The sequence below is a fragment of the Agromyces sp. NPDC127015 genome (genome assembly GCF_042725165.1).
GTDB classification, from domain to species: domain Bacteria; phylum Actinomycetota; class Actinomycetes; order Actinomycetales; family Microbacteriaceae; genus Agromyces; species Agromyces chromiiresistens.
This window is the reverse complement of sequence record NZ_JBHXDI010000005.1, coordinates 47,834-66,800: the sequence shown is the minus strand read 5'-3', so window position 1 is coordinate 66,800 and position 18,967 is coordinate 47,834. Positions and strand designations below refer to the sequence as shown.

Genomic DNA, 18,967 nt, shown 5'->3' with positions numbered 1-18,967 from the left:
CGGGCCGCGAACGCGACGAAGGGGCGGATGCCCGAGAGCATCCACCCTTTCGTCCCTTCGTCGAGCGCCGCGCGGGCGGCCGGCGGGACCTACGCGCCCAGGCGCGCCTTGAGGTTCGCGTCGATCGTGTCGAGGAACTCCTCGGTCGTCTGGTAGCCCTGCTCGGGGCCGACGAGGAGCGCCAGGTCCTTCGTCATCGCACCGGACTCGACGGTCTTGATGACGACGTCCTCGAGGGTCGCGGCGAACTCGATGAGCTCCTGGTTGCCGTCGAGCTTGCCGCGGTGCGCGAGGCCGCGCGTCCAGGCGTAGATCGAGGCGATCGGGTTGGTCGAGGTGGGCTTGCCCTGCTGGTGCTGGCGGTAGTGACGGGTGACGGTGCCGTGCGCCGCCTCGGCCTCGACGACCTTGCCGTCGGGCGTCGCCAGCACGCTCGTCATGAGGCCGAGCGAGCCGAAGCCCTGCGCGACCGTGTCGGACTGCACGTCGCCGTCGTAGTTCTTGCACGCCCAGACGTAGCCGCCCTCCCACTTCAGCGAGGAGGCGACCATGTCGTCGATGAGGCGGTGCTCGTAGGTGAGGCCGGCGGCGTCGAACTGCTCCTTGAACTCGGTGTCGAACACCTCCTGGAAGAGGTCCTTGAAGCGGCCGTCGTACGCCTTCAGGATCGTGTTCTTCGTCGAGAGGTACACCGGGTAGTTGCGGGCGAGGCCGTAGTTGAGCGACGCGCGCGCGAAGTCCTTGATCGACTCGTCGAGGTTGTACATGCCCATCGCGACGCCCGACCCCGGCGACTGGAAGACCTCGAACTGCTGGGGCTCCGAGCCGTCCTTCGGGGTGAAGGTCATCGTGAGGGTGCCCTCGCCCTCGAAGCGGAAGTCGGTGGCGCGGTACTGGTCGCCGAACGCGTGACGGCCGACGACGATCGGCTTGTTCCAGCCGGGCACGAGGCGCGGGATGTTCGAGATGATGATCGGCTCGCGGAAGATCACGCCGCCGAGGATGTTGCGGATCGTGCCGTTGGGCGAACGCCACATCTTCTTGAGGCCGAACTCCTCGACGCGGGCCTCGTCGGGGGTGATGGTCGCGCACTTGACGCCGACGCCGTGCTTCTTGATCGCGTTGGCCGCGTCGACCGTGATCTGGTCGTCGGTCTCGTCGCGCTTCTGGATCGAGAGGTCGTAGTACTCGAGGTTCACGTCGAGGTACGGGTGGATGAGCTGGTCCTTGATGGCCTGCCAGATGATGCGGGTCATCTCGTCGCCGTCGAGCTCGACGACCGTGCCTTCAACCTTGATCTTGGACAACGTGGATCTCTCCTTGGATCTCTCGGGGAATCGAGGAAGTCTCGTAGGGCGGATACGCCGCCTGCCAGCTTACCGCGTCACGCAGATATCTCGACATCGAGACAAACCCGGATGCCTCGTGCATGCGTGATGCGACCGCTCGGGGTCCGCTCGGGGTCGGCTCGGGGTCATCCCTGCTACCCCGGTGCGCGATCGACGGGTTAGCCTTGGCGCATGGCTGAGCTGAGACTGGAAGAACTGTCCGCCTCGAACATCGTGGCGGCGAACACGTTGTCGCTGAAGCCCGGCCAGGAACAGTTCATCGCACCCGTCACCTACTCCGCAGAGGCCTCGGTCGTGAATCCGCAGACCGCGTGGCAGCGCGTCGCCCTCGACGCCGACGAGAAGGTCGTGGGCTTCATCCACGGCAACTTCGACCCCGAGAACCCGCACGAGGAGTTCCGTGCGTGCATCTGGCGCATCAACGTCGACGCCGAGGTGCAGGGCAAGGGCGTCGGCCGGTTCCTCGCGACCGCGCTCGCCGAAGAGGCGAAGCGCCGCGGCTTCGACCGCATCACGGTGCTGTGGGAGCCGGGCGAGCTCGGCCCCGAGAAGTTCTTCCACCGGGTCGGCTTCGTCGACGTCGGCGAGACCCAGTACGGCGACATCATCGGGGCGCTCGAACTCTGAACGAGTTCCCGGGGCACGTCGAGGGGCCGGCCGCGGGCTTCGTGGAGGCGGTGCTCGCCGTCGTCGCCGACATCCCGCCGGGGTGCGTCGCCACCTACGGCGACGTCGCCGCGCTGCTCGGTTCGCGCGGCGCCCGCGCGGTCGGGCAGGTGATGGCCAGGTACGGGGCGGATGTCGCGTGGTGGCGCGTGATCCGCGCCGGCGGTCGCCCGCCGTCGGGCCACGCCGAGCGCGCCCGCGAGCACTACGACCGCGAGGGCACGCCGCTCATCGCGACCCGCGACGACGACGGCTACCGCGTCGACCTCGCCGCCGCGCGCTGGCGCCCCTGACGACCCACGCCGTCATCGCCGCTCCGATGCGCGTCGCCCCTGTGCGTCGGCGCCGCTCAACCGGCGGCGGGTGACGGCACCGGGATGCGGATCGTGATCGTCGTGCCGGCGCCGCGCGGGCTGTCGATCGCGAGGTCGCCGCCGACGGCGTCGACCCGGTCGGCGATGCCGAGCATGCCGCCGCCGTCGGGCGCGGCCCCGCCGACGCCGTTGTCGCGCACGACGATCTCGAGCACCCCGTCGACGAGGTGGGCGCGCACCCACGCGCGCGTCGCCTGCGCGTGCTTGGCGATGTTCGCGAGCGACTCCGCCACGGCGAAGTACGCGGTCGACTCGACGACCTCGGGCAGCCGCCCCTCGGCCTGGACGTCGATCTCGACCGGCACGGGGCAGCGCCCGGCGAGCTCGGGCACGGCGAGCGCGAGACCGCCCGACGAGAGCAGCGACGGGTGGATGCCGTGCGCGAGTTCGCGCAGCTCCTTGAGCGCATCGTTCAGCATCGCGATGTTGCCGTCGAGTTCGACGCCGAGCGGCTCCATGCCGCGGTCACGGGCCTGGTTCGCGGCGAGCCTGAGTCGCATGCCGAGCGAGACGAGGCGCTGCTGGGCGCCGTCGTGCAGGTCGCGCTCGATGCGGCGGCGCGCCTCGTCGCCGGCCTCGACGATGCGGGCTCGCGACTGCCGCACCTGATCGAGCGTGCGCTCGATCTCCGACCGGAGCCGCCCGTTGTCGACCGAGAGGCGGAGCGCGCTCGACACGCCGTCGAGCAGGCGCATGTTGTCGGTGAGCACCCGGTCGTGGCGGATGAGTGCGATCGGCATGCCGGTCGGCGAGGCGACGGGCAGCAGGCCGTGGTCTCCGTGACGGTCGGCGGGATCGTGCACGATGGGCTCGCCGGAGGCATCCGCGTACCGCCCGCGCTCCTCGTCCCACCAGTACACCCGCACGGAGGCGTCGCGCAGGGTGCGGGCGAGCGACTCGGCCCAGAGTCCGCGGTCGGCGCCCTCGCGCGTGATGCGCATGAGGTCGGCGACGCGGGCACGCATGTTGCGGGTGTGCGCGATCCCCGCGACGAAGCTCACGGGGATCGACGCGATGGCGACGAGCGAGACCGTCGCGAGCACCTGGTCGGCGGTGCCCGACGCCGCGTACGTGACGGCCTGCGCGGCGAGCGTCGTCGCCCACGCGAACAGCGCGAGGGGCATGAGGAAGGCGACGGTGCGGGCGGGCACGCTGCCGCGCACCCAGCGAACGAGCAGGCGCGCCGCGATGACGAGGGCGAGGAGCACCCCGACGAGCCGGTACCCGATGTCGATCGCGGCGTACAGGACCGGCGCTTCGCCCACCGCGTACGGGTTCGGTGCGCACGAGCAGATCTCCTCCGGCGGCTGCGCGAGCAGCACCGTGCCGAGCAGGAACACGAGCGAGGCGCCGAACGCGATGCCGGCGACCCAGCGCGCGAGGCGCCCGTCGAGGTCGCCGCGCGGGTAGAGCAGCACGAGGACGCCCGTGAGCACCCCCCACCAGAGATGCACGCCGTAGAGCAGCGGCCACAGCCAGCCGAGGCCCTCCACGACGCGGAGGAACGGCACCGGGATCCAGAACACGGGGAACAGCACCATGAGCCGGGCCGGCACCCGCGACGGCCCGATGGCCCAGGCCACGCCCGCGCACGCCGCGAACACGAGCGGCACGATCGCGTGCAGGGTCGTGTAGCCGACCTCGGGGCGTTCGGCCGCGGGGGTCGCGACGAAGCCGGCGACCTCCATGCCGAGGCTCAGCGCGACCACGATGCCGATCGTGATGCTGCGCCTGATGATCCGGCCCTTGCGGCCGGGCGCCATCACCTCGCGCCGAGGAGCGTCAGCACCGCGAGCACGCGCCGGTGGTGCTCGGGTGACTCCTCGAGGTCGAGCTTCTGCAGGATCGACCGGACGTGGGTCTCGACCGTCTTCAGTCCGAGGAAGAGCGTCTGCGCGATGCCGCCGTTCGAGTACCCCTGCGCCATGAGCTCGAGCACCGAGCGCTCGCGCTCGGTCAGGCGCGACAGCGGATCATCGGCCCGGGTGCGGTGCACCAGCTGCTCGACCACCTCGGGGTCGACGACCGATCCGCCCGAGGCGACCGTCTCGACCGCCCGCACGAGCGTCTGCGGCTCGGAGACCCGCTCCTTCAGCAGGTAGCCCGTGCCGCTGCCCGCGCCCATGACGCGGAGCGCGTACTCGGGGGTCGCGTACATCGAGAGCAGCAGGACGCCGATGGTCGATCCGCCCGCGCGCAGCTCCTCCAGCGCGAGGATGCCCTCGTCGCGGAAGCTCGGGGGCATGCGGATGTCGAGCACCGCGGCGTCGATGCCGCCCGCCCGTACCGTCTCGACGAGCTCGTCGCCCGTGCCCACCGAGGCCACGACGTCGAGGCCGCCGCCCTCGAGCACCTTGGCGATGCCCTCGCGCAGCAGCAGCGCGTCGTCGGCGATGGCCACCCGCAGCGGCCGGGATGCCTCGACCATCGCACCTCTTCTCGTTTCGCCGATCCGGACCGCAGGGGAACGAACCGGTCTGAAGGCGCGGATGACCGGACCGGTCGCCCCCGCCTGACTCGACCGTAGCGCGTTCGCGCGCCGCGCCGCGCCCCCGATTCAGGGGGTACCCGGATCCGGTCGGGGCGAGGGTGTGGCAGGCTGCCCGGGCGACGTGCGCGCCGCCGGAGGATCAGGGTCAGCACCTGATCGTTTTCGTGGGCGGCCATGACGCGGCGACCGCGACCGTGCGCGACACTTCCGGCATGTCCACGATCGAGCGCCTCCGAATCTCCCCCGCCGCGGGCCGTCGCGTGGCCGGCGCCCGTCGGCGCACCTCCTCCGCGACGACCGCCACCGCCCCGATCTCCGACCGCCTGCTCGCCCTGCGGGGTGAGCTGCCGGAGGCCGGCCTCGTCGTGTCGACCCGGTCGCTGCAGGACCCGGCGGGCATCCGGGCGGCCGACGCGTTCGGCGCAGCGTTCGCCGTCGACTCGCACCGCGAGATCGACCGCCTCGAGCGCGAGCGCGTGACGATCGGCCGGTGCCTGCACGCACGGCCCGCCGCCCCCGTCGCCGAGATCACGGGCGCGTACCTGCGCGGAGTCCGCCTGTTCGTCATCGGCGGCCCCGACGAGCTCGCGAACTTCCGGGAGCTTCCCGAGGTCGCGGTGCTCGTGCGGCTCTCGTTCGGCGGCGTCCGGCGTCACGACCGCGGCGTCGCCCCGCGCGCCGCCGCACGCACCGTCCGCGCCTGCCGGGCGGCGGGGATCCGGGTGGCCGGGTTCACCCTCCAGCTCGACGGAGTCGCGCATCGGCGCGGACGCAGGATCCGCAGGACCGTCGCCATCATGCGGCGGCTCGAACGCGGCGGGCTGTCCGCCTTCGACACGCTCGACCTCGACCTCGGCGGGCTCGACGCCCGCCACGAGGCATCCCGCGAGCGACTCGGCCGCGACCTGCACGCGGCGGTGCGCGGAGCCGCTCGGCGCTACCGGGTCGTCGCCCGGCGCGCGGCCTGAGCGCGTCGACGCGAACGGGAACGCCCCGCACCCGTCACCGGGTGCGGGGCGTTCCGCGAGCAGGGCTGCGGCCGCTCAGACGAGCGAGTCGCGCCACGCGGCATGCAGCGCGGCGAACCGCCCCTCGCCGCCGATGAGGTCGACGGGCGCGCCGTCCTCGACGATGCGGCCGTGCTCCATGACCAGCACCCGGTCGGCGATCGCGACCGTGGAGAGGCGGTGCGCGATGATGATCGCGGTGCGGTCGGCCAGCAGCTTCGTCAGGCCCTCCTGCACGAGTCGCTCGCTCGGGATGTCGAGCGAGCTCGTCGCCTCGTCGAGGATGAGCACCGCCGGGTCGGCGAGGAACGCGCGCGCGAACGAGATGAGCTGGCGCTGCCCCGCGCTCACGCGCCCGCCGCGCTTGTTCACGTCGGTGTCGTACCCGTTCGGCAGCCCCTCGATGAACTCGTGGGCGCCGACCGCCATGGCCGCCCGCACGATCTCGTCGAACGTCGCGTCGGGCTTGCCGAGCGCGATGTTGTCGGCGACCGAGCCGGAGAACAGGTACGCCTCCTGCGTGACCATGACGATCGCCCGGCGCAGGTCCTTCGGGTGGAGCTCGGCGAGCGAGACCCCGTCGAGCGAGACGACGCCCTCGCTCGGGTCGTAGAACCGGGCGATGAGCTTCGCGAGGGTGGACTTGCCGGCGCCCGTCGAGCCGACGAGCGCGATCGTCTGGCCGGCCGGGATGTCGAGGTCGAACCGGGGCAGGATGCTGCGGCCCTCGACGTACGAGAACTCGACGCCGTCGAACCGGACCCGGCCCTCGGCGTTCCAGAGGTCGACCGGGTGGGACGGGTCGGGAACGCTCGGCTCCTCCTCGAGGACGCCCGAGATCTTCTCGAGCGCCGATGAGGCGGACTGGTACCCGTTGTAGAACATCGCGAGGTCCTCCATCGGGTCGAAGAACCGCTTCGTGTAGAGCACCGCGGCGAGCAGCACGCCGACCTCGAGGCCGCCGTCGATGACCCGGAATCCGCCGAGCACGATCGTCACCGCGACCGCGGTGTTGCCGATGAGCGCGAGGCCCGGATTGAAGACGACGAAGAGGCCGAGCACCTTCGCGTTGACGTCGCGGTAGTCCTCGACGAGGCCGCCGAACTCGTGCTCGTTGCGGCGCTCCTTGCGGAAGGCCTGCACCGCGCGGATGCCCGTCATCGTCTCGACGAACTGCACGATGAGCTTCGCCGACGCCACCCGGGAGCGGCGGAACAGCGACTGCGACCGCACCTGGAACCACCGGGTGAGGATGCCGAGGGGGATGAGGGCGACGAGCAGCACGAACCCCGAGGGCGCGTCGAGGATGAACAGCATGATCGCGGTGAAGACCATGTACATGAGGCCGCGCACGAGCAGCGTGAGCCCCTCGTCCATGAGCTCGCGGATGGCATCGAGGTCGCTCGTCTGCCGCGAGATGATGCGCCCGGAGGTGTAGGTCTCGTGGAACTCGAGCGACAGCTTCTGCGTGTGCAGGAACACCCGCGTGCGCAGGTCGATGAGCACGGCCTGGGCGACGCGCGCCGACAGCCTGATGTACGCCGAGATGAGGAACGCCCCGACGAGGCCGGTCACGAGGTAGGCGACCCCGGCGAACGCCGCGGGCATCCAGTCCTGCGCCATGAGCGCTGGGATGCCCTGGTCGATGCCGTACGCGATGATCGCCGGGCCCGCGACCTGCGCCGCCGACGAGACCACGACCGCCGCCGCGGTCAGCCACAGCTTGCCCGTGAGCGGTCGCAGCAGCGACCCGAGCAGACGCCGCGATCGGACGCGGATGTGTCGCGACTCGGCCTTCGAGTACTGGTCGCGCTCTTCGCCCTGCACGCCGGTGACGCTCATGATGCGGCCTCCTCTCGTTCGAATTCGGATGCCTCGTCGGCATCGCCCCCGTCAGCCGGCCGAGACGCCGGCGAGGGGTGCGGACGCGACTCGAGGTCGCGGCGTTCCTCGTCCTCCAGGCTCGAGATGACGAAGCGGTAGTGCTCGCTCTCGCGGAGGAGCTCGGAATGGGTGCCGACGGCCGTGATGCGACCCGCCTCGAGGAGGGCCACCCGGTCGGCGAGCATGACCGTCGACGGCCGGTGCGCGACGACGAGCGCGGTCGTTTCGGCGAGCACCGCGCGGAGCTCGGCCTCGACCTTCGCCTCGGTCGCGACGTCGAGCGCCGACAGCGGGTCGTCGAGCACGAGCACCGCGGGCTTCGCCGCGACCGCACGGGCGAGCGCGAGCCGCTGGCGCTGGCCGCCCGAGAGGCTCATGCCCTCTTCGCCGACCTTCGTGTCGACGCCGTCGGGGAGGTCGTACGCGAAGCCGGCCTGGGCGATGCGCAGGGCCTCGTCGAGCACCCGCTCCGCCTCGGCGCGCACGTCGGGGTCGTCGCCGGCGAGCTCGGGCCGGCCGAGCAGCACGTTCTCGCGCACCGACGCGCTGAACAGCGTCGCGTCCTCGAACGCCATCGCGATGTGCCTGCGCAGCTCTTCTCTCGTGAAGGCGCGCACATCCACGCCGTCGAGGGTCACCGAGCCGCCCGTGACGTCGTAGAGACGCGTCGTGAGCGCCGTCATCGTCGTCTTGCCACAGCCGGTGAGGCCGACGAGCGCCATCGTCTCCCCCGGTTCGACGACGAGGTCGACGCCGTCGAGCAGGTCGCCGAACCGCTCGGGTGAGTCCTGGTAGCGGAAGTGCACGCCCGTGAACGCGAGCTCGCCGCGCGGGCGGTCGACGTGCTGCGGGTCGGCCGGATCGACGATCGTGTTCTCGCTGTCGATGATGTCGAAGAACCGGTCGGTCGCCGTGCGCGCGTCGAGCGCGAACGCGAGCATGAAGCCGATCGACTCGATCGGCCACGCGAGCACCGTCGCGGTCGCGAAGAATGCGACGAGCTCGCCGACCGAGAGCTGCCCGTTCGCGGAGAGCCAGATGCCGACGACGAGGCAGAGCGCGAGCGCCACGGTCGGCACGACCATGATCCACACCCAGATGTTCGCGTCGAGGCGCGCCTTCTCGATCTCGGTCGACCGCAGCGACTCTGCCTGGGCGCGGAAGCTCGACAGCGCGTACTTGCCGCGGCCGAACGCCTTGAGCACGCGGATGCCGTGCACCGACTCCTCGACCGCGGTCGCGAGGTCGCCCTGCTGGTCCTGGCTGAGGCGCGACTTCTCCGAATAGCGACCCTCGAACCGCCAGCCGGCCCACCAGAGCGGCAGCGAGCAGACGAGGAAGATGAGTCCCAGCATCCAGTTCATCGACATGAGGATGCCGACGCCGACCACGATGATGACGAGGTTCGCTCCCGTGAGCACGAGGCCGAAGCTCAGCCAACGGCGGATGAGGCCGAGATCGCTCACCGCGCGCGAGAGCAGCTGGCCGCTCGGCCAGCGGTCGTGGAAGCTCACCGGCAGATCCTGCAGCTTCGCGTAGAGCGCGTTGCGCATGCGCGCCTCGACCTTCGTGCCCGGGCCGACGACGAGCCAGCGGCGCAGTGCGTAGAGCAGTGACTCGGCCGCACCGAGCGCGAACACGAGCAGCGCGAGCGGCACGATCGCCGAGGCGTCGCCGTCGGCGAGCGGGCCGTCGACGATCTGCTCGAAGACCTGCGGGATGGTGAGGGCGATGAGCTGCGCGACGAGCGCCGCCGCCATGCTGGCCATGAACGCGGGCATCGCGGGCCCGGCGAACTCGCGCAGGCGCCAGAGCGCGCGCACCGCGCCGAGTCGCTCGGGTGTGGGCTGTTCGGACAAGGACGGGTCCTCTCGAGAGGGGTGGCCGCGGGCTCGGTCGACGAGCCTCTGCGGCGGAAGGATGGAAGGTCGCGACGCACTCGGCGTCGATGCGCGGACGGAGCCGCGGAGCGCGGCAGGCGGAGCCTGCGGGGCGTGCGGGCGGCGCTACCCGGCGAACTCGGCGGGTGCGGGCACGGCCCCGACGAGCGAGGATCGGGTGCGGGCAGCACCACCGGCCGCGGGGCGGGCGTGGATGTCTGTCTGCATGATGTCCTCCTGCGTCGTCGTCTTCGAAACCTTCGTGGCCGCGCAGTAGGGCGGCGTCGGCCAGCCTTACAGACTAGGACCATTTCGCTGTGGCGTGCAAGACCGTCCTCGGGAGTAGGCTGTGCGGATTCGTCGTCACGCGGGCTCGCGTGCAACCGCTCTCCCCTTCGGTGGCGCGCCCGGCCCTGCACCGCCCGCGTGCCCGGACCCGATTCGATGAGGAGCGCGCGTGGGAGCAGCACGTACGGCATTCGCTCGCGCGAACGCCCGGATCGGCGTGCTGGCCGGCATCGCAGCCGTGGTGCTCCTGCTCTCGGGGCTCGGCAGCGCCGTCATCGAGTCGCTCGCAGGATCGGCCGCGAGCGGCCTGCGCGACGGCGTCGCCGCCGCCGCGGGCTCGAGCGGCGCGACGCGCTGGCAGATCCGCCTCGCGAGCGACGCCGAGGCGCAGTCCGACGAGGCGGCCGCGGTGCTCGACCGCATGATCGTGCCGCACGGCGCCGCCTGGGAACGCAGCGTGCAGACGATGCCCGTCGCGGCGACCGCGGGCGACGCGACGTTCGGCGCCGTGCTGACCGCGGACCCGGCCGTGCCCGGGCGCGCCGAGCTCGTCGAGGGCGACTGGCCGGCCGACGCTGCGACGTCGGGCGACGCGGTGCCGACGGCCGTGAACGCCGCCGCCGCCGAGGCGCTCGGGCTCGAGACCGGCTCGACGGTCGCGCTCGACGGCGGGATCGAGCTCGAGGTCGTCGGCCTCTGGCAGCCCGAGGACGTCCTCGATCCGAGGTGGTTCGGCGAACCCATCGTCTCGACCGGCTCGGCCGCCGGCGGCTCCGGACCGTTCCTCGTCGACGAGCCGGCGACGGTCGGCGTGCCCGCCGCGGCGATCGTGCGGTGGACGGCAACGGCCGACCCGGCGATCGCGGTCGACGAGGCCGCCGCGCTGCGGGCGGTGCTGCCCGACGTCGAGCCCGCTCTCCGCGACCAGCCCGACATGGGCGCGAGCGGGCTCAGCGCCTCCGGCGGGCTCGGCGGCACGCTCACGCGACTGCTCGCGGGCATCGGTGCGGTCCGCGCACTGGCGCCGGTGCCGGTGCTGCTCCTCGCCATCACGGGGTTCGCCACGCTGTGGCGCCTCGCGGCGCTGCTCGGGGCCGCACGCCGGTCGGAGACGGTGCTGTTGCGGGCGCGAGGCGCTTCGGCGACCCGGCTCGCCCGCGACACCGCGCTCGAGGTGCTCGCGGTCGGCGTGCCCGCGGCGGCGATCGGCGGTGCGGCCGCCGCACTGGTCGTCGGGCTCGTGCGCCCCGGCGACGCCCGAGAACCCGCGATCACCTGGCTCGTCGCCGCGATCGCGGTCGCGGCGGCCGTCGTGCTCGTCGCCGGCCGGGCGTTCGTCGACGCGGCCCGCCCGGTCCACCGCGGCGCCGGCGACGAAGTCGGGCGCGCACCGCGCACGGCGATCGCGGGCGGCGTGCTGCTCGTCGTCGTGGTCGCGGCGCTCTCGCTGTGGCAGTTCAGCCTCTACGGTTCGCCGCTCGTCACGAGCGCGTCGGGCTCCGTCGACGTCGACCCGATCGCCGTGCTCGCACCCGTGCTCGTGCTGTTCGCACTCGCGCTCGTCGCACTCGGTCTCTCCCGCCCGATCGGCACCGTCCTCGAGCGCGTCGCCGCGGCAGGGCCCGCGCTCGTGCCCGCCCTGCCGATGCGACAGCTCGCGCGGCGCAGCTCGCTGTTCGCGTCGGCGTCGCTCGTCGCGATGCTCGCGATCGGGGGGCTCACGCTCGCGGCCGCCTTCGCCGGGGCCTGGCAGTCGGTCGACGCGAAGGCCGCGGCGCTCGCGAACGGCGCCGAGGTGCGGGTCGCGCTTCCCGGCCGCGACACGGTGCAGGCGCCCGACCCGCTCGCCTTCGCCGATCCCTTCGGCGAGCTGCCCGGCGTCACCGTCGACGCACCCGTGTTCCGCGGCGAGGTGCGCCTCGGGTCCGATCCGGCGACGCTCGTGGCAGCACCGGCCACCGGCCTCGACGGCGCCGCCCCGGGGACCGGGCTCGCCGCCGCATCGGCAGCGCTCGCCGAATCGGCGGCCGGTGCAGGCGTCCCCCTTCCCGAGGGTGCGGCGACGCTCGAGGTCGAGGTCGGCGTCCGCGCCCCGGCCGGAACGCCCGGCGAGGTCGCGGTGAACGTCTGGCTTCTCTCCGAGGGAGGAGCCGCCTCGCCCGTCCAAGCCGGCGAGGTCGCCATCGCCGACGGCGGCGGCACGGTCGAGATCGAACTGCCGGATGCCGCGGGCATCCGCCTGCTCGGCCTGCAGGCCGCGCTCGTCGACGCCCCCGGCGCGCGCGAGGTGCGGGTCTCGTTCGATGGCCTCGGCGTCGACGGCGAGGCGCCCTCGACCGCGCTCGCGGGCGCCTTCGACGCCGTCGAGCTGTCGGCGACGACGCCCACCGCTCGGGCCGCACTGCCGGGCGATCGCGGGCGGCTGCCCGTCGTCATCGGCGCGGCGCTCGCCGCTCGCGTGAACGCCGAGGTCGGCGACCCGCTCGACTTCCGCACGATCGTGGGCGGGGTCGAGGTCGAGGCGGTCGTCGCGGGCGTCGTGCCCGACGTGCCGACCGCGGGATCGACCTCGTTGCTCGCCGACCTCGGCGCCCTCGAACGCGTCGCCTTCGACGCAGGCAGCGGAGTTCCGCAGTTCGGTGAGCGCTGGCTCGCGGCATCCGACCCCGGCCGGACGGCCGAGCAGATCGGCCGCGACCAGAGCGTCGCGAGCGTCGCCACGACCCGCGGCGACGTCTCGTCGGCGGCCCTCATCGGCCCCGCGGTCGCCGCGCTCTGGACGGGGGCCGCCGGCGCCCTGCTCTTCGCCCTCATCGCGCTCGTCGCCCTCACGAGCGCCCTGTCGACCAGTCGGTTCGGTGAGGTCGTCGTGCTGCGCGTGCTCGGCGTCGCGCCGCGCGTGCAGGCGCGAGCCAGGTTCTCGGAGCTCGCCGCGACCGTCGGCGGCGCGATCGTCCTCGGCGCGGTCGTCGGTGCCGTGACCGCCTGGTTCACGGCACGCGAACTCGCGAGGGCGACGATCGCCGATGCACCGTCGTCGTTGCATGCGCCGTTCGCCCTCGACTGGTGGCCCTGGCTCGCCGGCACGGTCGGATTCATGCTGCTCGCGGCGCTCGCCGCCGGCCTCGCCGCGCGCGGAGTCCGGCGGACGGCGTCGCAGCCCGGGCTTCGCGAGGAGGAGCGATGAGCGCGCGCCATCATTCGCGACTGACGCCGGCCGGGCTGCTGCGCCGGCAGTTCTTCGCGGCACCGGTCGCCTCGATCATGCTCGTGCTGCTCGTCGCCGGCGGCGCGTTCCTCGCGACGGCCGTGCCCCGTGCCGTCGCGGCGCAGCACACGGCGGCGCTCGACGAGCACCTGGCCGAGTTCCCGGCGCGCGAGCTCGACGTGTCGTCGCCGAACCGGGCGACGCTGCCCGACCTCGGCCCGTCGTCGGGCGGCACCACGCTGCCCGACGACATCGACGCGGTGTGGGGCGGGCAGGAGGAGGCGCTGCTCGGCATCCGCGAGCAGATGCCCGCGGAGCTGCACCGCGTGACCGACGACCCGCTCGCGACCGTCGTCGCCGGGCCGAACCGCGCCCTGCCCGACGGCGCCGGGCCGGGGTCGACCGACTACGAGCTGTACCTCGGCTTCGACCCGCGGATCGCCGAGCACGTCGAGCTCACGAGCGGCGAGTGGCCGACGGTGCTCGGGCCTTCCGCCACCGCGGAACCGCTCGAGTTCGTGGCCACCGAGTCGTTCGCACATGAGATGGACTGGGCGATCGGCGAGGTGCGCTCGATCCCGGTCGGCACCGACGAGCAGCCGGTCGAGCTCGTCGGCACGTTCGACGCGATCGACCCCGACGACGGATTCTGGACCCACCTGCCCGTGCCGCTCGAGCCCTCGGTCGCCTTCACCCCCGACGGCACCCTCCGCATCACGGGCCTCGGCCTCACGCACCCGAACTCGTGGCAGGCGCTCGAGCAGGCCCAGTTGCCGTCGACGCTCGAGCTCTGGTATCCGGTCACGACCGACCGCATCCGCGCCGACCGATCGGCGGAACTCCGCACCGACCTCGACGAGTTCATGAGCGTCGCCTACCCGGTCGGGCCGGGCGACTTCCAGTACTACTTCTCGACCGTCGGCGTCGTCGGATTCTCGAGCGGCCTCGGCGACGCCCTCACCGACGCGGCGATCGCCGCCGGCGCGAGCGACGCGGTGCTCGCGACCGTCGCCTCGGGGCCGATCGGCGTCATGGTCGCGGTGCTCGTGCTCGGCGCGCGGGTCGTGTTCGAGCGTCGACGCACCGGCCTCGAGCTCGCCGCCGCGCGCGGCGCGTCGAACGGGCAGCTCCAGGGCATCCTCGCCATCGAGGGCGTCATGATCGGCGTGCCGGCCGCCGTGGCGGGCGCCGTCGCGGGCACCCTCGCCGTCCCGGCCGAGGGCGGGACGTTCGGATGGTTCGTCGCCGCGCTGTTCGCCGTGACCCCGGCGGCGCTGCTCATCGCGTCGGCTCCCTCCCTGAGCCCGCTGCGACGCGCCCGTGCCGACTTCGCTCCGCGCGGCGGCGGGCGGCTCCGCTGGATCCTCGAGGCCCTCGTCGCCGTCATCGCCGTAGCGGCGGTCGTCCTGCTCCTGCGCCGGGGCCTCGCAACGCAGTCCGCCGAGATCGGCGTCGACCCCCTGCTCGCCGCCGTGCCGCTGCTGCTCGCCGTGCTCGCGTGCCTCATCGTGCTGCGCCTCTACCCCTATCCGCTCGCCGCGATCGTGCGGGCGGCCGCGAAAGCCCGGGGTCTCGTCGCGTTCCTCGGCTCGGCGCGCGCGCTCCGCGACCCGTCGGCGGGCGTCGTACCCGTGCTGACCGTCGTGGTCGGCGTCTCGATCGCGATGTTCTCGGCCGTCCTCCTCGGCACGGTGCAGACCGGGGTCGACCGCGCCGCGGACGCGAGGGTCGGTGCCGACGCGGCGATCGTGGGCGGTCCGTTCACGCTCGAGCAGCAGACGGCGTTCGCAGAGGTGCCGGGCGTCGAGGCCACTGCACCCGTCTATTCGACCTCGTCGATCCAGGTCGGCATCGACGGGCGGCTCCGGTCGACGACGCTCATCGTCGTCGACTCCGATGAGATGCGCGAGGTGCAGGCCGGCCGCACGGGTGCGACCCCGCTGCCCGAGAGGCTGGCGAAGACCGGCGGCGAGGCCGTTCCCGTCGTCGTCTCGCAGGTCATCGCCGATTCGATCGAGGGCGCCGACGACGTCGAGCTCGACCGCAAGCCGTGGGAGGTGCTCGAGGTCGTCGACGGACGCACCGCCTACTGGCCGCGGACGAGCTGGGTGCTCATGGACAAGGCGAACGCCGACGGCTTCGCGAGCACGTTCGTCCCCGAGCGCGTGCTCGTTCGCTTCGAACCCGGCGCCGACACCGCGGAGGTGACGGCCGGGCTCGCCGAGATCGCGGGCGCCGATTCGACCGTCACGACGCCCGGCATGGTGCGTTCGGAGCTCGGTGCCACGGCCGCGACGCAGGGACTCGTCGTGTCGCTGGTCGGTGCGATCGTGCTCTCGTCGCTGCTCACCGCCCTCGCGATCGTGCTCACCCTCGTCGTCGGACGGCCCGCGCGGGAGCGACTGCTGCCGCTCGTCGCGACGCTGGGCCTGCGTCGCCGCGGGGAGCGGGCGCTCGTGGCCTGGGAGATCGGGCCGGTCGTCACCGCGGCACTCGTCGCGGGCGCCGCCCTGGGAGCGGCGCTGCCGTTCATCGTGCTCCAGGGCATCGACCTCAGACCGTTCACGGGCGAAGACCAGCAGCCCGTCGTCGTGTTCGACCCGTGGCTGGTCAGCGCCGTGCTCGTGGGCGCGGTGATCGTCACGGGCGTCGCCGTGCTGCTCGCCGCTCGCATGGGCGGCGAGCAGAGCGCGGCCCGCGCGATGCGCAAGGAAGAGGAGGGCTGAACCATGGCCGAGACATCCGGCGTCGAGAGCGGGGTCGCCGATCGCGCCCCGGCCGGCGCGACGACCCCGCGCGCCGCGTCACCGGGCGAGCCGCACATCCTGTGCGCCGACCTCGTGCGCATCTTCACCGCGGACGGCGTCGAGGTGCAGGCCCTGCAGGGGCTCAACCTGCGGGTCGACGCCGGCGAGATGGTCGCCGTCGTCGGCGCCTCGGGATCAGGCAAGTCGACCCTGCTGACGATCCTCTCCGGCCTCGACACCGCCACGGCCGGTGTCGCCCGGGTCGCGGGGCACGACCTGCTCACGATGGGCTCGCGCGAGCGCGTCGCGTACCGCCGCCGCACCGTCGGCTTCGTCTGGCAGCAGACCTCGCGCAACCTCCTCCCCTACCTCACCGCGGCCGAGAACGTCGCACTCGCGATGAACGTCGCCCGCACGCGCCGAGGTGCCGCGCGGGCGCGCCGCGTCGACGAGCTGCTCGAGCTGCTCGAGGTCGGCGCCGAGCGCGACCGGCGGCCCGGCGAACTCTCCGGCGGACAGCAGCAGCGCGTCGCGATCGCCGTGGCCCTCGCGAACGACCCGCTCGTGCTCCTGGCCGATGAACCGACCGGCGAACTCGACGAGGGCATGTCGTCGGCCGTGCTCGAGGCCATGCGCGGGGTCAACGACGAGCTCGGCGTCACGACGCTCATCGTCACCCACGACCCCGCCGTGTCAGGCCACGTCCGCCGCACCGTGCAGATCCGCGACGGCCGCACCTCGACCGAGGTGCTGCGTTCGACCCGCGTCGACGAGCACGGCGAGGAGCAGCACGTGGCCGAGGAGTTCGCGGTGCTCGACCGCGTCGGCCGCCTGCAGCTGCCGCACGACTTCATGCAGAGCCTCGAACTGCGCGACCGCGTCAGGCTCGCCCTCGAGAGCGATCACGTGGGCGTCTGGCCGGGGCACGAGCGACCGGCGGATGCCGCGGCGCCGAGCCCGAACGATGCGGATCCGCCCGCGACGGGGGGCGAGGAGACGACGGCTCCGCCACGCCACGGGCGTCCCACCGCCGACGACGGCGCGAGCGCCGAGACATCCGAGGAGGAACGATGACCACCCTGCGCGCCGAATCGGTCAGCCGCATCTTCGAAGGCCGGGGCGGTGGCGTGCACGCCGTCGACGGCGTCTCGCTCGAGGTCGCGCCGGGCGAACTCGTGGTCGTCACGGGCCGTTCGGGCGCCGGCAAGACGACGCTGCTCAACCTGCTCGGCGGGCTCGACCGGCCGACCTCGGGCCGCGTGCTGCTCGGCGACGACGACCTGTCGAAGCTCGGCGAAGACGGGCTCGCCGCGGTGCGCCGCGATCGCGTCGGCTACGTGTTCCAGTCGTTCGGGCTCATCCCCGTGCTGTCGGCGGCCGAGAACGTCGAGGTGCCGTTGCGCCTGCAGCGCACCGATCCCGCCGACCGCGCCCGCCGCGTCGCCGAAGCCCTCGACCTCGTCGGGCTCGGAGCGCACGCCGCGCAGCGTCCGTACGAGCTCTCGGGCGGGCAGCAGCAGCGCGTCGGCATCGCCCGCGCGCTCGCCGCGCGCCCGCAGGTGCTCCTCGCCGACGAGCCGACGGGCCAGCTCGACAGCGGCACGGCGGCGACCGTGATGGACCTGATCGGCGAGCTCGTGCACGCACGGGGCGTCGCCGCCGTCGTCACCACCCACGACGCGGCGCTCGTGCGCCGGGCCGATCGAGTGATCGAACTGCACGACGGGCGGACGCGCGAGCCCGAGACGGCGACCGCAGCCGGATGACCCCGCGCCCGACGCCGCAGCGGTGGCGGAGTCAGCGCACCCGCACCGACAGGCAGGTGACGCATCCCTCGAGCTTCTCGAACTCCGAGATGTCGACCGTGACCACCCGGTAACCGAGGCCGGCGAGCATCGCCGCGGTGCGCGGTGCCGAAGCGGACATGAGCAGCGACGTCTCCGACAGCTCGACCACGGCGACGCCCTGCGGCTCGGGCACGGGCAGGAACCGGTCGAACACCGTGGCGGCGTCGAGCAGGGCGGGGTCGCCGATGACCGTGCCGTCGGGCAGTGCGGTCGCGGCGCTCTTCAGATGGAGGACCTTCGTCATCGGCACGCCGACGACGCGATATCCGTGCGGGGCGAGCAGTTCGCGCAGCTGCCGGACGCCCTCTCCGTTCGTGCGGGCCGACGCCCCGACGTACACCACGTCGCCGACCTTCAGCACGTCGCCGCCGTCGAGGGTGCCCGGCTCCTCGACGCGGCGGACGGTCACCCCCGCGATCGAGCGCACCGCCCGTTCGACGCCGTCGACCTCGCCCCGTCGCGACTCGGCGCCGGGCCGGGTGAGCACCGCGAGGTCGCCGAACATGACGACGGCGTCCTCGACGAAGACGGAGTCGGCCATCTCGGGCGCGGCGTCGACCTCGACCGTCTCCCACCCCTCGGCGACGAGCGCGGCGCAGTAGTTGTCCCACTGCTCGTCGGCGCGCGCCTGGTCGACGGGGCGGCGTTCGAGGTGGGTGAGCTCGGCCTCGTCGAGGTTCGAGGCGGGGATGCGCACGAGCGCGAGGCGCCGGGGCGCCCGCTCGCGGCGGTGGTCGATGATGCCCCGCATGATGCGCGGCGCGAGGAACACCTCGCCGAGCACGACCGCGATCACGAAGATCAGGTTGAGGCTCACGAGCGAGCCGATCACGAAGAGCACCGCGGGACCGTACAGCGGTCGCGCCGCGACCACGATCATGACGCTCGTCGCGATGAGCGCGGCGAGGCAGGCCGACGTGAACCCGGTGATGAGCGCGAGGAACCAGGCTCGGGTGGCGCCGAGGCCGTTCGCGATCGAGAGCAGCGCCCACGCGAAGAACGCGGCGAGGGCGAAGTGCCCGAACACCTGCTGGAAGACGGCGGGCGACTGGCCGTTGCCGATGAAGAAGGCCAGCGCCGCGACGCTCATCGCGACGACGGCCACGACCGCCGCCGACACGAGCACCGCCGCAACCCGACGCCCCCGGCCCGCCGCGGGCGCGTACCTCGCCGACGGTCGTGCGGGCGCGGTCGAAGACGGTGAGGCGGGGGACGTCATGGAGACG

At 73.1% G+C, this 18,967-nt stretch carries 13 protein-coding genes; 7 read left to right on the top strand and 6 right to left on the bottom strand.

Annotated features, from left to right (window positions below; all coding sequences use genetic code 11):
• Positions 1-89 precede the first annotated feature (89 nt).
• On the bottom strand, positions 90-1,307 hold the full coding sequence (locus ACFWGP_RS15085) for an NADP-dependent isocitrate dehydrogenase (RefSeq protein ID WP_231430179.1): 1,218 nt from the start codon (positions 1,305-1,307) through the stop codon (positions 90-92).
• A gap of 213 nt (positions 1,308-1,520) precedes the next feature.
• Between ACFWGP_RS15085 and ACFWGP_RS15080 the strand changes: the two genes are divergently transcribed.
• On the top strand, positions 1,521-1,976 hold the full coding sequence (locus ACFWGP_RS15080) for a GNAT family N-acetyltransferase (RefSeq protein ID WP_231430178.1): 456 nt from the start codon (positions 1,521-1,523) through the stop codon (positions 1,974-1,976).
• 41 nt (positions 1,977-2,017) lie between these two features.
• Positions 2,018-2,308, top strand: coding sequence for an MGMT family protein (locus ACFWGP_RS15075; protein ID WP_231430177.1), 291 nt, complete (start codon positions 2,018-2,020; stop codon positions 2,306-2,308).
• A 56-nt stretch (positions 2,309-2,364) separates the two neighbouring features.
• On the opposite strand, the gene ACFWGP_RS15070 is transcribed toward ACFWGP_RS15075, so the two are convergent.
• Both ACFWGP_RS15070 and ACFWGP_RS15065 read right to left on the bottom strand, forming a co-directional pair.
• Complete coding sequence (locus tag ACFWGP_RS15070; RefSeq protein ID WP_231430176.1) at positions 2,365-4,152, bottom strand: sensor histidine kinase; 1,788 nt, start codon at positions 4,150-4,152, stop codon at positions 2,365-2,367.
• On the bottom strand, positions 4,152-4,817 hold the full coding sequence (locus ACFWGP_RS15065; RefSeq protein ID WP_231430175.1) for a response regulator transcription factor: 666 nt from the start codon (positions 4,815-4,817) through the stop codon (positions 4,152-4,154). The genes ACFWGP_RS15070 and ACFWGP_RS15065 overlap by 1 nt, the downstream gene beginning before the upstream one ends.
• Before the next feature lie 275 nt (positions 4,818-5,092).
• Between ACFWGP_RS15065 and ACFWGP_RS15060 the strand changes: the two genes are divergently transcribed.
• Complete coding sequence (locus ACFWGP_RS15060) at positions 5,093-5,848, top strand: hypothetical protein (protein WP_376931281.1); 756 nt, start codon at positions 5,093-5,095, stop codon at positions 5,846-5,848.
• Between the two features lie 75 nt (positions 5,849-5,923).
• On the opposite strand, the gene ACFWGP_RS15055 is transcribed toward ACFWGP_RS15060, so the two are convergent.
• Both ACFWGP_RS15055 and ACFWGP_RS15050 read right to left on the bottom strand, forming a co-directional pair.
• The gene (locus ACFWGP_RS15055; RefSeq protein WP_376931280.1) at positions 5,924-7,729 is read right to left on the bottom strand and encodes an ABC transporter ATP-binding protein; all 1,806 of its coding nucleotides are present in this window, start codon (positions 7,727-7,729) and stop codon (positions 5,924-5,926) included.
• Positions 7,726-9,552 (bottom strand): ABC transporter ATP-binding protein, encoded by a 1,827-nt coding sequence (locus ACFWGP_RS15050; protein WP_376931457.1) that lies wholly within the window; start codon positions 9,550-9,552, stop codon positions 7,726-7,728. The genes ACFWGP_RS15055 and ACFWGP_RS15050 overlap by 4 nt, the downstream gene beginning before the upstream one ends.
• Before the next feature lie 556 nt (positions 9,553-10,108).
• On the opposite strand from ACFWGP_RS15050, the gene ACFWGP_RS15045 reads away from it, so the two are divergent.
• From ACFWGP_RS15045 to ACFWGP_RS15030, 4 genes are read left to right on the top strand one after another with little or no spacing between them, the layout of a single operon-like run.
• Positions 10,109-13,126, top strand: a complete 3,018-nt coding sequence (locus ACFWGP_RS15045; RefSeq protein ID WP_376931279.1) for an FtsX-like permease family protein — start codon at positions 10,109-10,111, stop codon at positions 13,124-13,126.
• Entirely contained in the window at positions 13,123-15,873 is a 2,751-nt protein-coding gene (locus ACFWGP_RS15040) for an FtsX-like permease family protein (protein ID WP_376931278.1), read from the top strand. The genes ACFWGP_RS15045 and ACFWGP_RS15040 overlap by 4 nt, the downstream gene beginning before the upstream one ends.
• 3 nt (positions 15,874-15,876) lie before the next feature.
• Positions 15,877-16,968 carry an ABC transporter ATP-binding protein gene (locus ACFWGP_RS15035; RefSeq protein ID WP_376931277.1) on the top strand — a complete coding sequence of 364 codons (1,092 nt, stop codon included), beginning with the start codon at positions 15,877-15,879 and terminating at the stop codon, positions 16,966-16,968.
• On the top strand, positions 16,965-17,660 hold the full coding sequence (locus tag ACFWGP_RS15030) for an ABC transporter ATP-binding protein (RefSeq protein WP_231430169.1): 696 nt from the start codon (positions 16,965-16,967) through the stop codon (positions 17,658-17,660). The genes ACFWGP_RS15035 and ACFWGP_RS15030 overlap by 4 nt, the downstream gene beginning before the upstream one ends.
• A 31-nt stretch (positions 17,661-17,691) precedes the next feature.
• Here the strand turns inward: ACFWGP_RS15030 and ddaH are convergent, their stop codons facing one another.
• Positions 17,692-18,960 carry a dimethylargininase gene (gene ddaH / locus ACFWGP_RS15025; RefSeq protein ID WP_376931276.1) on the bottom strand — a complete coding sequence of 423 codons (1,269 nt, stop codon included), beginning with the start codon at positions 18,958-18,960 and terminating at the stop codon, positions 17,692-17,694.
• Between the last annotated feature and the right edge of the window lie 7 nt (positions 18,961-18,967).

Coding starts and splice junctions, on each gene's coding strand:
- ACFWGP_RS15030 (WP_231430169.1), top strand. CDS start 16,965: ATGACCACCCTGCGCGCCGAATCGGTCAGCCGCATCTTCGAAGGCCGG.
- ACFWGP_RS15055 (WP_376931280.1), bottom strand. CDS start 7,729: ATGAGCGTCACCGGCGTGCAGGGCGAAGAGCGCGACCAGTACTCGAAG.
- ACFWGP_RS15050 (WP_376931457.1), bottom strand. CDS start 9,552: ATGCCCGCGTTCATGGCCAGCATGGCGGCGGCGCTCGTCGCGCAGCTC.
- ACFWGP_RS15040 (WP_376931278.1), top strand. CDS start 13,123: ATGAGCGCGCGCCATCATTCGCGACTGACGCCGGCCGGGCTGCTGCGC.
- ACFWGP_RS15080 (WP_231430178.1), top strand. CDS start 1,521: ATGGCTGAGCTGAGACTGGAAGAACTGTCCGCCTCGAACATCGTGGCG.
- ACFWGP_RS15070 (WP_231430176.1), bottom strand. CDS start 4,152: ATGGCGCCCGGCCGCAAGGGCCGGATCATCAGGCGCAGCATCACGATC.
- ACFWGP_RS15060 (WP_376931281.1), top strand. CDS start 5,093: ATGTCCACGATCGAGCGCCTCCGAATCTCCCCCGCCGCGGGCCGTCGC.
- ddaH (WP_376931276.1), bottom strand. CDS start 18,960: ATGACGTCCCCCGCCTCACCGTCTTCGACCGCGCCCGCACGACCGTCG.
- ACFWGP_RS15065 (WP_231430175.1), bottom strand. CDS start 4,817: ATGGTCGAGGCATCCCGGCCGCTGCGGGTGGCCATCGCCGACGACGCG.
- ACFWGP_RS15035 (WP_376931277.1), top strand. CDS start 15,877: ATGGCCGAGACATCCGGCGTCGAGAGCGGGGTCGCCGATCGCGCCCCG.